Origin of the sequence: Methylobacillus methanolivorans (assembly GCF_044751345.1) — a bacterium.
Lineage (GTDB): Bacteria > Pseudomonadota > Gammaproteobacteria > Burkholderiales > Methylophilaceae > Methylobacillus > Methylobacillus methanolivorans.
Window position 1 is genome coordinate 182,274 of the sequence record NZ_JBIWXY010000002.1, and the last position, 13,161, is coordinate 195,434.

The window sequence follows — 13,161 nt, forward strand, 5'->3', positions numbered from 1 at the left end:
TGTGTGCCTGATATTTCGAGATAGCAGTGATTGAAGCTTGCATGCTCATGGTAAGGAAAATATGGATATTAAAAATGAATTGCTTGGTATGCAGTATGTATATTTTGGCAACTTGCTTGAGCATTTGCCGCAATACAAATCTGGTTTGTTCCATGGGCTGGCACTACATCCTAAGAGTGATAAGGATATTCAGCACGATGCTAGAGATATATTGCCATTTGAAAGTGATTCAATTCTTGGATTCCAGTCAGAAGATGTGTTTGAGCATTTGGAATATGCAACTATTCCTGGAGTTTTGGATGAAATCTACCGTTGCCTCCAGGTAGGAGGTAAGTTCCGGATGAGTATGCCGGACTACAACAGCCCATTATTGAGGCGGCGATCAGTCTATGATAGCGATGGAATGATTTTGTGCGATCTTTCAATGGGAGGCAGCGTTTCCGCTTCGTGTAACACTACAGTCACCCCAAGCTTTATGTCAGATGGAGATGCGCATTTATGGTTTCCAACTTACACGCATGTGATGGAGTTAATTCTTGCATCTGATATTAGAAAGTGTCGTGAGATTTGTTTTCAGCATGTATGGGTTGATCGGCAGGCATTTATCCTGAACGACTTCGAGGCTGGTTATATGCCTGTAATGCGAATTCCTCCAAATGATATGCGGGCCGATGGTAAACCCATCTCCTTGGTTGTTGACTTCTGGAAGTAATTCGTCAGGTTGGGAAGTACCAATTTTCTATTGTTGATTGCTGACTAATGAACACTCGTCCTATTTTTTTACTGGCTCCGATGTCTAGAGTCGGTGTTATGCATTGCGCCCAGGTAGTTGCTTCTTGCGATCAGATAATTGCTGTTGTCGATGATATACAGCAGGGTAGCCTACTGCATGGCATACCACGTTGGACTAGTGAGCAATTTTTGGCAAATGCCCTGCATTATCCTGATGCCGTAGTTGTTGATTTTTCCTCTAGCCTTCATGGCAGAAAATGGGCGACACAATTGTGTCAACAATCGGGGGTTGCGCGTGTCGATGTGATGCGTACTTCAGCTACTTTAGGCCAGGGTGAGGTGAAAGGATGGTTAATTGGAGTATTGGGCGAGAAAATGGCGAGCAGTCTATTCGACGCTAGAGATACCGTGCCGAGGATATGGAGTGCCGCTGATATTTCTGATCAACCTCATATGGAACAAGAGGGGATTGATTGCTTACAGGCATATTTGAAGTCTGCCCAAGTGTATCTGGAATACGGGGCAGGCGGCAGTACATTGTTGGCTGCGACGCAGGGCGTAGAGCATATCTATTCTGTTGATTCAGATGTTGGATTTCTAAATGCGGTAAAGGCTAAGTTAGTACAGCAAGGTTTGGCGTCATGCTACAGGTTTTACCATGCTGATATTGGACCTACTGGAGAATGGGGTTGGCCTACGGAGCCTGCCAGTGCTTCTCAGTGGCCTGCTTACTCTCATGCCGTCTGGCATATGCTAAAGATAGCAAATCACTCACCGGATTTGATTCTCGTTGATGGAAGGTTCCGCGTGGCATCTTTCTTATTGACGTTACTGAGTGCACGTGCGGGAGCAGTCATTCTTTTTGATGATTATTTTGATCGTCCTTATTATCACGTGGTTGAGAAATTTATCAGGCCAATTTGTGGTGCAGGACGCATGGCAGTTTTTCGTTGTGAAGAAGATCTGGATACTACAAGTATCATGTTGGATGTCATGGCGTTCTGCACTAATCCTGCTTAATTATAAAGTTGCGTTGTAATATAGAGTCCAGTGCCTTGATGAGCTATTTGTCATCTGTGTTTGAGCGGAATATCCAATCACAATGCTCAGCTCCAGTTTTTTCGCACAGCATTGCTACCCAGGCGCGGGCATTGGGGCCAACAGATAAGTCTATCGCTAGTAAGTCTGGATAATTTTCCGCCTTTTCAAGAAATTCCGTACTGGTCCAGCGTGGCGCGCCGTGAATCTGATGAGCAGCGTTTTGATCGTCTATGGCTGCTATCAGGTTGTTGCAGGAGGCAGCAATGCTGGGACCAAAGACCATGCCAATTGATGAACTAGGCGCCATTAGAAAAACTGGACGATTTTTCAACATATTTGCTGCCGATTGAGAGAGACTGAGTCCTTTGGGTAGCCGTTGTGCTTTTTCAGGTAGTTTGCGAAAAATAAGTTCGCTAGCACATTCACCAATCGGGGTTTTTGTCTGATCTGTACGCTGTTTTAAGGAGTATAGAAAAGTGGCATCCAGTAATTCCATCTTGAGCAATTGTGCTTGGTCGGAAAGTGTTGATATCAGTTCAGTCAGATTGATGCTGCGCGGTGACCAACTATTTGGCTTGCAATGCGTAAAGGTCCATTTGTGATCAGCATTGAAGGTTGAAGGAAACGTCCCTTGCTCGTACAGATCTTCATCTGGCACAAGTACAATCAGATGCCCACCTGGTTTTAATACGCGCAACCAGTTTTTCAATGCCTCAAGTGGATCATGCATATGCTCGAGGCAGTGGCTGGAGTGCACAAAATCGAAACTATTATCCGGGAGACTGGCTAGATATTGTGCGTCTCCATCCTCCATATCCCAGCCGCGGCATTGCCGCATAGCAGGAAAAAGTTCTTGATATTGTCCTAGACAATCTTCTCCAGCACCGATATCAATACCATCACCTACAAAGTAACGAGTGGCAAACCGACTATCAGACAAGCGCCTGCTAATGGCTTTGCTGGTTTCATGCATGAGAGTAATCCTTAAAAAGTGGGATGCGTTTTATCCCTGCTTGATTGCATAAATTTTTTGCCCATACTCGTCCTGTCGTGCTGGAAGAGAAATCAATGGCGATTGCCCCAGGGTAATGCTGTACGTTTGCAAGGAACTGTTGACTGGTCCAGCGAGATACCCCAAAAATAGTGTTGGCCTGATATCGGTCATCAATAGCAGCAATGAGGGTATCGCAGATTTTTGTGATGGCTTTTCCCAGTAACATGCCGTCTTTTGATAAAGGGGCGAGCAAAAATACGGGAGTATTGGAGAGGCTTAGCTGGAAATCCTGGATTTTGTGCATGGCAAATTCAACACAGCTTGCATGGTGAGTCGTTGTATCGTGTGAACCAGATAGCAGACGATAGGGAAAGCTTGCATCAAGTTTAATGTTAAAGATGTATCGATCTTCCCAGCGATCTGCTGCAACATCGCAGACCATGATATCAGGGTGTTTGAGTGGGAATGTCATTGATTCTAGGGCTGGCGATAAAATGCCATTGCCATCGTGGTTTGTATGTGTTCCGCTACCATCTAGACCGATATTTTGGACAAGATTCTTTGAGGGTAATACAGTCAATGCATTGTGAATCCAGCATGAAAATGTCCATCGAGTAGCCCATGAGTCTATTTGTATATCCTCATAAGCAAGATCGAACATGTGAGTCCAGTGTTTCTGGAAAAACGGGTCACCACCTATGCCTAAAAGCCAATCTGTGTTTCGCAAAGATGGCCAATGTTGCATATCTCTGTCGTAAAGCTGCCATGCTCTGCGCCAACTAGCCCAGCCCCAACAATGATTGTAACGGCTGAAAAAGTAGCTGGCTTCAGGTGTATGCGCCACACCGTGAAAATGGCAGGCTGAAATACACATGACTCTAGTGTCATGCTTATATGTGGAGAGTAACTGTCCAGCAAATTCAAACCAACTCAAGTCAGGCAGACAATCATCTTCGAGGATAATACCTGCCTCTTCATGTTCAAAGAACCAGTCAATAGCACCGCTTACCGCTCGCCTACATCCCAGGTTGCTCTCACGAAAAAGAGTATGCACCTCACATGGCCAATCAACCGCAGTAGCGATACGGCGTACCTCATCGACTAATTCTGCTTCATCTGCTTTACTATGCCTGGGGCCATCGGCAGCAATATATAAACGCTGGGGGCGTGCCGCTTTAATAGCTGCAAAAACTTGCCGCGTTGTTTCTGGGCGTTTAAAAACCAAAAACAGGACTGGTACGTCCATGATAGCTCCAAGTATTAAAGATGGAGTGATCAATCGGGTTTAGCGATTGGTTTCCAGGAATTCTTTGTTATTGTCTGACAAGCAATGTCAAAAACATCTTTTACGGTGATATGCTCAATGCACGGTACTGCTTTATTGACTTCATGTAATTGTGAGCATCTCCAATGACAGTGATAACAGTCCATACGGTTGATCGCTGGAGCCGGTTTCATGCCAGATATCACGGATGGATAAGGAACGAATAATCCATAGTGCCCTCCACCGAGGATACATACTGATTCGGTATCTACAGCTGGGGCGATGTGGATGGCCGAGGTTTCATTGCTAACCAGTAATTGCGCTGAGCGAATCACCTCTACCAGCTCAACAAACGTCGTATGGCCTGCCAAATTCAAGACATGCTCTGCTGTTATCTGCTGCTCAATGGCATCACATAATGGTTTTTCGTCTATGGATCCACACAAGACAATATGCCAGCCAAAGTGCTGTTGTAGTCGAGCTCCCAACTCTGCAAAGTGCTCAACGGGCCATCGGCGACCAGACCATGATGCGCCAGGAAAAAGCACACAATAATCGTGATCCGGCACAAGTACCCGGACTTTACGTTGGGGTAGTGGATGTAGGGCTGGTGGTATTGGAAAGCCGATTAGCTGAGAGGCGAATTCTGCATCATGTACAATCTCTGGAGTTGTTGGCGAAGTGGTAGATGGCGTGAATAATCGTGTATACCAATCGTCAGTCTGGTTTTTCTGTTCCATTGTTAGTCCAGTATGTACGCCACAATCCCACCCAATCCGGACTGGCGCGCCACTGATGCGTATTAATGTGTCTGTTACATCAATATAACGGCGATAAAACGTTGGGTTGATGGCAATTGCATAACCTTCCCACCAGATACTCAGTATTATTTTTAGTCGATACGCCAAGTCATAATTGATGCGGGTGGTATCTACTGCAACTACTCTGTCCCAATATGAGAATGTTGTAGCATATTCTGCCCAGTGAGCGTTCGCAAAGAGTGTGATCTTCTGCCCAGGGTGGTGATTGCAGATATGTTTGGCTGCATCCAGCCATAATAGGAAATCTCCAGCGCCATCTAATCTAGTTAGGGCAATCCCATTGCGCTTACAAGGCCACTTGCCTAAGTGAAAAACTAACCAGTCGATAGTACGGGAATATAAAGTACGCCGCAGTGTTTTACGGCGTTGTCTTCTTTTATTGCGGAGTACAGGAAAAATTTGTTCCGCTTGCTGAAAAGAGATTGAGGGGATGTTGTTTTCTTGGCACAAACGCTCAAAAAACTGTTTAGGTTTAGGGTGTTCACAAGTGTTGATAGCAATCAAGTCGTGATGTTGCTCTGCCAGTTTACTAAGCTCAATGCTGGTAATTAATGGTGTTTTGTAATATTCATTGCGCTCTTGTGCTCTGAAATCATCGACAACAGCAATGACTTCACAGTGCCTCTGTTCTGGAGGGAGGCTTAATAATTCAAATCCCATCCCGTTCGTACCTAGGATAACTATCTTAATAGATTTTCCGCTTCGGCAAAGTAGTTGCCTCACACGGCTTGAGATGGGTATTAATAGAAAATTCAGCATTTGGATTCGATGATTAGCCGAGCAATAGTTCTGAAATCATTTGATATAAGTTTCTTAGTACTATCTGAGCGTTCTTGCTAGCAATATCTTGGTGAAGTACAGACTGTCTTTGATAGCCAAACAAGGGGTAACCGATTGCTTCGAATCGCGGGTGATTGACCAGCAAGTCGGCGATGTGTCCACCTTGAGGGAATCCATTCAACTCCCAGAAAATGAATAGATTACGTTCAATCGCCGCCGGTATGTTGGCCAGCGCTTCTTCAGCAGTATCTAGATTACCATCTTGAATCGTGATGTGAATGCTGGAAAAAGGCGGGTAATTCCCCTGTTTTGTCCAAGGTGTGGCCCCCAGGTTGAGGAAGATGGTGTGCATGACATCGCTGTTTCCTGGGCCGCCCAGCCAGGCTGTTTGCTTTTCCAATATTGATAGCTGCTGCAAACTGTGTGCGTATATCGGGTGCTGGGCATAGCGACGCATGATCGCTAGTCCAAAAGAAGCTACGTTGTTGGATAAGTCCTGCTGGCCTTGTGTGCCAGCATAGTCACGCATTTTCTCGTCTAAATGCAGGGTCTGGATGGAAAGACAGGGATTGTGAACTTGGTAGCCTTCGGTACGTAACATGGCGGCAATCGCGGTATCGCAGCCGTAAGTCGCCATGGACACCGAGGCCAGCTCTGGCGGGACGGATATCGGCGTGTCGAATACATAGCAGTCATAAGATAAGCAATGTTTCTCAAAATAGTGCCGCGCATCCGGCGGCCATTGTGGCCAGGGTGGGTGTGCTTGCATGCCTTGCAGGAAGTCCCCGGTTTTGGTGTGGTTCCAGCGTGTTAGGGCATAAATGGGATTACCATCGGCAACACGTCCGGCATTCATCTGGCGTACGGCAGTTTCTGGTAGACGCATGTCGGCATTGGCGATGGCGGCACTTACATGGCCAAGTGTATTGGCGTAGTCAAACAGGGTTTTGTAATCCGGGCGCGAAGAGATGGGTGAGAAGATGAGTTTCCCGCTTTCCTGATACGTGTGCAGGGCTTGCACTTGTGCCGGGGCGAGTAAATTTTCCAGTATGCTGGGCGGGCCTTCCAGCAGCACATGTACTTGGTCTATTCCTGCAGTGCCACAATTGTCGAGCAGGATTTGTGCGCAGTTTTGTACTTCATCAGCTGCGCCATGCGTGCGGAAGCTGGTGATCAGTACCCAAGGGCTAGGCGTATGCACACTGGCCGTTGCCATATCGTTGAAGTCGGCCAATATGGTTGCTGGTTCCTGTGGGTAAGGGATGTCGAAACATTCACATAAGGCTAACAGCAACGAGGGCGCTCGCTCGCGTAGGCCCAGCACCATTGCATGTTGCACAATGGTGGCTTTCGTTTCTTGTGCCAATTGTTCTGGTTGGCTTCTGAGGTTGACTTGATAGTGATAAGCAAGCTGTAAGTAGATTTCATCGCGCAGGGATTTCACTAGCCACGTGTTGAGAAATGCGACTAGTCCTGAATTTTTCATCATGGAACGACATACATGAGCATTGCCACTGATCAGGCACCAGATGAACAGTGAAAGCTCGCGCAGCCTTTTTGCTACAGTGAGTGGAGGAAATCTATATCTGGGCTTTGTAATGACAGCATGGCTCGGTGCATATATCCAGCCTAGTACCACGTCCAGCGCGGCTTGATGGCGCTGTAGCTCCAGCTCTAAAGTTGGCGTTTGGCAAACTCTATGTTGTGCACCACCATGCTCGACGTACTCTGATGTGACACCAGTGCTCAACACCTGCGCGAACAACAACCAGCCCTGGTACCAGCCAAGTGCTGGATCCTGAGACAAAGACAGGCCGCGGAACAATTGGGTTTTGCCCATCACGCCGCTGAGGTGGATAGGATTGATCGCAGCATCAAAGGTGATGGCTTTGGGGCGGGTAATCACTGCACCCAGATCTTTGCCATCTAGGTCGATGAGTTTAACGGGGCTGTGGATGAGATCGGTGTCTGGGTTGCTCAGCAGATAGTTCAAGCGAGCTTTGAGAGTGCCTGGCTCAAACAAGTCGGTTGTTGCCAAAAAGGCGATATATTCGCCTTGGGCCGCTGCTATATTGTTGTCACCAATCAGAAGCTCCAGATGCTCTATGCCTTGGGTACCTACCGACTCAATAGCCTGCGCAAGTGGGCTTTGTTCTATTGGGCCGTAAATGACGACTGAAATGAGTGGGGGCATGGTAGCGGTGGTCATGGATCTAGTGTGCCTGAGGAGGTGGTTCGACTCCCGCGATAGGAGAGGCGTACAGCACGAGATCATAGTAGTAGCTACCATAATGCTGTCGCAGGCGATAATGGTAGTCATCTCCTGCATGCTGGTCGACTTGCTCGACAATTTTCAGTACATCATGGGTTGCGTGATAAGCGGCTGCAGCAATACGGGGACGGTGTGTACGTAATAATCTGGCTGCGCCTTGCAGCGCTTGTGGTTCAAACCCTTCTACATCCAATTTCAAGAACGTCAGTGCTTCCAGCTCATCATCCAGCCTGGTGGTGGCCACTGAAATATTGCCTTGATTCGAGACATGGCTGCCCATGCTGCCATCGCTGTGAAATGATAATTCGCCCGGCGCATTGGATACTGCTTTGTTAATGGCATGGAAGTTATGTAGTGGGTGTCGCGAAAGCTGCTGGAGTATCGCAAAATTGGCGGGGTCAGGTTCAAAAGCCGTGATACTTGCGTATTGATGAGCCGTTACCTCAAGAAACTTTTGCACAATCGGGCCGCGATAGGCGCCACAGTCGCAATAGTGTTCGCGGCTACCCAGCTGGAAGGTATTGCCATCTGGATAGTATGAGAAATATTCGTCCGCCGGGTTTGCCCAGATTTGCAGTAAATGGCTGCGATCATAAGTCACGCGGAAGAGCAGGTTTGCATAGAGCGTGGCCCGGCTCAAATCATCGTCAAATCGCTCTGCCAGTTTCAGGAAATCGTCGAAGCGTTCCAGGGTGCGGCGTCTATAGGTGCCGACTGCCTCATAAACCGCCCAACGCTTTAGTTGGGCCTGTGCTACAACGCAATCGATGCGCTCTATTCCCGCTTCTTTGCATAATTGCTGCACGAGCCCGCGCGTGCCTGGGTTGCAGGAAAAATCCAGGGCAATGGCATCGGGATAGGCGCGAGCCTTGGCGATGAATTGAGCGCTAGTCCAGCGGGGTGCGCCATGAATCGTAGCTGCAGTGGATACATCATCAATAGCAGCAACTAATCCAGAACATGTACTCGCGATACTTGTGCCGTGCATGCGTCCTAACATCGATAATGGTGCAAGCAAGAATACGGCACGGTCTTGCAATTGCTCGATGATCGGTTCTGGGCGCTCAATAGCCTCGAATAATTCTGTTTGTAGCGTATGAGTGAGGTTTGTCACTGACTGTTATCCTTGTCCCCTGGCATTGTGCAAATCATATTGTCCTGAATGTCAGATTTCATGATGTGTATCCATCAGGCTGGCATCACAACGCTCAATTAAACTGTTTCGGCCTTGGTGCGGCATGGAGGCTTGGCCATGGAGTGCGTTCTGGATGACTTTCAGCATCGCCATCCTAGTAAAAATACAAACAGGTATCCCATCGGAATGGGGTATGGTGGCGCAACCCTAGGCGGTAATCGGGACGCAATGACAGTACATAGTCAGTCAGATCCAGTAAATCCCTGGAGCGATGGTATGCAGAGATGGCCAACTTGGGCTTGTATGTGGTGATGGTATGGCGTGCGCCTTTCAAGGCAGATAATTCCGATCCTTCGATATCCATTTTGAGGAAGGTAGGTGCATCATCGATGATGTCGTCCACTGGATGTATGTCGATGATATTGATGTTGTCTACATTACTATCTGTGACAATGGTGCTGCCATGTCCGCCTTCATGTGAGAAGCAAACTTGCTGTGTGGTTTCACCAACGCCACAAGCGTGTAGGCTGATCCGGTTTTCCAGGGTAGTACCTCGGTAACCATTTATGATGGATTGCAGGGTTGCAAGATTGTGACGATCAGGCTCGATCATCCAGCTATGCGCAAATTCACCCTGGGTGTGTTGAATTAACCCTTGCAGCGACTCTCCGATGGACGCACCACAATCCACCATTTTTTCCTGCTTGCCAAAATCCAGTAAGCCGGAGCCAAAGTACAGGCTGGAATAGGGTAATTGCACAGGTTGCAAATATGATGAGTCGCAAGTCAGATAATGCGTCAGTAATGCATGAAGCGTTGTGACGGATTTGTCATCTGCCATGCACTTGCCTAGTGCTTCAAGGCGCGTTGCATTGCAAGCGATCTCCGGCCCCCAGTCCTCGACTCGGCAGTCCAGTTTACCGTGCAGGCCAAATGCACGGATGGCTTGCTCGAAATTAATACAGGCGATGCTATTGTCGTGGCAGATCCGGGTGAAGAATTGCTTTGGTTTTTCATGACCACAGGTGTTGATGGCGACCAGATCGCGAAATTTCCTGGACAATGCAAGGAAGTCAGATGTTGTCAGAAGCGGCAGGTCTCTGTAGGTCGATTCCCGTTCACTGAGAGGGTCATCCACCACTGCGATGACATCACATTGACGTTCTGATGCGACTATATCTAACAAATATTTGCCCAGCCCATTGGTGCCGAGTAAGACGACTTTCGTCATCCTGCCATTCTTGGCAATGGTGGACCTTACATCCGAGGGGATGCTGAACAACGGATCGTTCTGCATTGATTGCACAGCAGTGTAAAAGGCATCACTTATGCTTGGCGGATGGGGATAATTAGAGTTATGCACTCAAAACTCGCTTTCTGTTTCCATCAGGGCGGAATAACAACGCTCGATCAAACTGTTTTGTGCTTCATAGGCACCTTGATGAGGCATGGGGGCCTGGCGATGCAACACATGCTGTATGGCTTCTAGCATGGCAATATCTTCCCCGACGATTTTCTTGCTGCCATGCATGTTGGCGAGCAGGGCTTGGGCAGAAAAATCAAAATCCTGGCTTTTGCGGGCCATGATCCAGAATAGCTCAACATCTGTTCTGCCAGGTGCAACCGGTGTGTAACATTCCAAGGTAAAAGAGTGCCCGGCATTACCGCTGGCAATGTGCAGGTTAGGGTAGGCCTGCCAATCATAGTAACGATCTTCGCCACCCCATGGTTGCACCATGGCATGCCAGGGTACTTTGCGGCGATGGGGAATCAGGGCTGGCGTGGCTCCTCCCCAGTTAAAGCGGCGTAGTTCGGCGCGCAGGCTTGGTGCGGAGGTGTCGGCAAGCGGTTGTGTGGCCTCCTCAGCCAATTTTTCCGGCACGGGAATGGTCATCTCTAAATAATTAGCAAAATGACCGCCATGCAGGAAGCGCACGTGATTCATGTCACGCAGGTTTTCAAAGATGAGCTTCCAGTTAAATTTGGCATGCCAAACCGTATGTAACACTTCAGGCCCCCAAGCTGTAGAACAGCTTTCCAGGGATGAGAAAAAGCTGGGAGAAAATTGATCATGGATCGGCATGGGGTCTGGAGCAAGATTGACGAACAATAATTGTCCAACGGCCTGGATTGCTTGTGGTGTTTTTCCATGGTGGGCCTGAAATTCTCCATGGTGATTACTGATCGTGACCGGGAAGCCAGCCAGCATGCGGACCATGGTGTTGCCATGATCGGGAATCAGTGTCTTTAAGCCCGCAAACAGCCACGTTTTGCGAAAGATTTTTGCTTGCTCGCGTTCAAAAATCTCTTGCGAGAGGTAATACTCGGGCCGCATGCGGGATTGCATGATTAGCTACCGTAAACAAAGATAGGTTCATCATAGCGAGTGTCATAGACGGTTTTGTCTGCGATATCAGCGCTATATAGCTGTGGCCAGCCCAATTCTGCACCCTTGCCTACCTTGATGCCGCTACGCACGATGGCACCCGTGCGGATAATCGCATGAGCGCCGATTTCAACCCTTGCGCCGATCTGTACGCCAGGCTCTATCCATACGGATGCGCGTATGCGGCTATTGGCACCAATGTGCGCACCAGCATGCACGACGCTGTTGTAGTCCAGCTTGCAACCATGGCCGATAACAGCCTGTGGGCCGATAAAGACATTTTTGCCTAGCGTGACATCTTGGCCGATATCTGCGCTGGTGCTGACGAAGGACGCAAGGGTAAAACCACGCTCTAATGCAGCGCGAAACAACTCCATACGCTTGAAATTGCCAAAACGATCATCGAACGCAATAAATACATCGCCAAGTTCTGGATTCAAGGTGTCGAAAACGGACAAGTCAAATTCATAATCTGCCCCCTGGGGCACTTCGACTTTTTGTATATGCTCGTCAGGGTATGCCTGTTTCCAGGCATGAAAGACCAGGTCTAGGTGGTCACCTGCACCTACAATCCATCTAGAGTTCATGCTCGGTCTCCATTAATGTTGTGTACCAGCGTTCGATCTGGCGATTGGTGCTTTCGTATGCGCCTTGATTCGGTATTGGCGCGTCAATATGCAGCGCAGATTGCACTTGTTCCAGCATCTCAATATCCTCGGTCAGGATAGTTTTGCTGTAGTGCAGATTGGATAGTAGAACCTGATACGACGTGGCATAAGGCTGTTTCTTTTTTGCCGTGACGAAGTAAATCTCAATATCGGTCTGGCCCGGTGCTATCGGGATATGGTGTTCAATGGTGAATGAGTAACCGCCGTTGCCGCAGGCCATATGCAGATTGGGGTACGCGAGCCAATTGAAATAGGCATCCTGTGTTCCCCAGCGTTCTACCATGTTCAGCCAGGGTACTGGCCGTACTGCGTCGATTTTACCTTCGGGGCCGCCGTAGCTAAACGGGCGCATTGTCTGGCGTAAACTCGCTATAGAGGTATCTTCCAGTGAGGAAAGCGCTAAATCTGCGTTACTGTCCGCCTGAAATGGAAAGTCTGCTACAGCGGCCAAACTTTTGGCATGCAAAAACTTGACATGGTTAAAGTCGCGCAGGTTCTCATACACCAGTTTCCAATTGAACTTGGCATGCCAGGTAGTCACCATCACCTCGGTGTCAAATGACTCTGCAGCGCTTTCCAGCAATGCAATAAACTCTGGCCTGAACTGCTCCTCGAAAGCCATCGGTTCTGCGCTCAGGTTGATGAAGAGCAAGTGACCAACCTGCTTCAAGGCAAACTCACGTAGTTTCAGGGATTGTTTTTCTTCAGTGCTGAAGCGGTAAATCGCCTCACAATCGGGAATGTTCTTGACTGCACCCGTGGCGTCATAACTCCAGGCATGATAGGGGCATACCAGCGCACGGCGCCCACAGAACCCCTGCTGCAAAGGTGCGCTGCGGTGCAGGCAGACATTCTCGAATGCCTTGATCTCGCCCTTGAAATTCTGGATGACGACAGGGATGCCTGCGATTTTGCGTGTGATGAACGCATTGTTTTCCACGACTAGCGACCTGAGGCCAGCAAACAGCCACACCTTGCGGAAAATCTTGTCTTGCTCACGCTCGAAGATTTCCTGGGAGAGGTAGTATTTTGGGTGCATGCGGGATTGCATTGGCGATGTCTATTTCT

11 protein-coding genes are annotated in these 13,161 nt (G+C 48.5%); 2 read left to right on the forward strand and 9 right to left on the reverse strand.

What is annotated here, in order from left to right; all coding sequences use genetic code 11:
• The first annotated feature begins 61 nt into the window (after positions 1–61).
• Both ACIKP9_RS10420 and ACIKP9_RS10425 read left to right on the forward strand, forming a co-directional pair.
• On the forward strand, positions 62–712 hold the full coding sequence (locus ACIKP9_RS10420) for a class I SAM-dependent methyltransferase (protein ID WP_400882360.1): 651 nt from the start codon (positions 62–64) through the stop codon (positions 710–712).
• 47 nt (positions 713–759) lie between these two features.
• On the forward strand, positions 760–1,752 hold the full coding sequence (locus tag ACIKP9_RS10425) for a hypothetical protein (RefSeq protein ID WP_400882362.1): 993 nt from the start codon (positions 760–762) through the stop codon (positions 1,750–1,752).
• Positions 1,753–1,795: 43 nt separating this feature from the next.
• Here the strand turns inward: ACIKP9_RS10425 and ACIKP9_RS10430 are convergent, their stop codons facing one another.
• The 9 genes from ACIKP9_RS10430 to ACIKP9_RS10470 form a co-directional block, all read right to left on the reverse strand.
• A complete protein-coding gene (locus ACIKP9_RS10430; protein ID WP_400882365.1) occupies positions 1,796–2,746 on the reverse strand; it encodes a methyltransferase domain-containing protein in 951 nt (316 codons plus the stop codon).
• Entirely contained in the window at positions 2,739–4,013 is a 1,275-nt protein-coding gene (locus ACIKP9_RS10435) for a hypothetical protein (protein ID WP_400882368.1), read from the reverse strand. The genes ACIKP9_RS10430 and ACIKP9_RS10435 overlap by 8 nt, the downstream gene beginning before the upstream one ends.
• Before the next feature lie 29 nt (positions 4,014–4,042).
• Complete coding sequence (locus ACIKP9_RS10440; protein ID WP_400882371.1) at positions 4,043–5,512, reverse strand: glycosyltransferase family 9 protein; 1,470 nt, start codon at positions 5,510–5,512, stop codon at positions 4,043–4,045.
• A gap of 112 nt (positions 5,513–5,624) precedes the next feature.
• Positions 5,625–7,841, reverse strand: coding sequence for a glycosyltransferase family protein (locus tag ACIKP9_RS10445; protein WP_400882373.1), 2,217 nt, complete (start codon positions 7,839–7,841; stop codon positions 5,625–5,627).
• Between the two features lie 4 nt (positions 7,842–7,845).
• Complete coding sequence (locus ACIKP9_RS10450) at positions 7,846–9,018, reverse strand: FkbM family methyltransferase (RefSeq protein WP_400882376.1); 1,173 nt, start codon at positions 9,016–9,018, stop codon at positions 7,846–7,848.
• Positions 9,019–9,193: 175 nt separating this feature from the next.
• Positions 9,194–10,270, reverse strand: coding sequence for an FkbM family methyltransferase (locus tag ACIKP9_RS10455; protein ID WP_400882378.1), 1,077 nt, complete (start codon positions 10,268–10,270; stop codon positions 9,194–9,196).
• Between the two features lie 132 nt (positions 10,271–10,402).
• Positions 10,403–11,386, reverse strand: coding sequence for an SRPBCC family protein (locus tag ACIKP9_RS10460; RefSeq protein ID WP_400882381.1), 984 nt, complete (start codon positions 11,384–11,386; stop codon positions 10,403–10,405).
• Positions 11,387–11,388: 2 nt separating this feature from the next.
• Positions 11,389–12,012 carry a DapH/DapD/GlmU-related protein gene (locus ACIKP9_RS10465; RefSeq protein ID WP_400882384.1) on the reverse strand — a complete coding sequence of 208 codons (624 nt, stop codon included), beginning with the start codon at positions 12,010–12,012 and terminating at the stop codon, positions 11,389–11,391.
• Positions 12,002–13,132: an aromatic ring-hydroxylating oxygenase subunit alpha gene (locus ACIKP9_RS10470; RefSeq protein WP_400882387.1), complete on the reverse strand. Its 1,131-nt coding sequence runs from the start codon at positions 13,130–13,132 to the stop codon at positions 12,002–12,004. Before ACIKP9_RS10470 ends, ACIKP9_RS10465 begins: the two co-directional genes overlap by 11 nt.
• Positions 13,133–13,161: the final 29 nt, after the last annotated feature.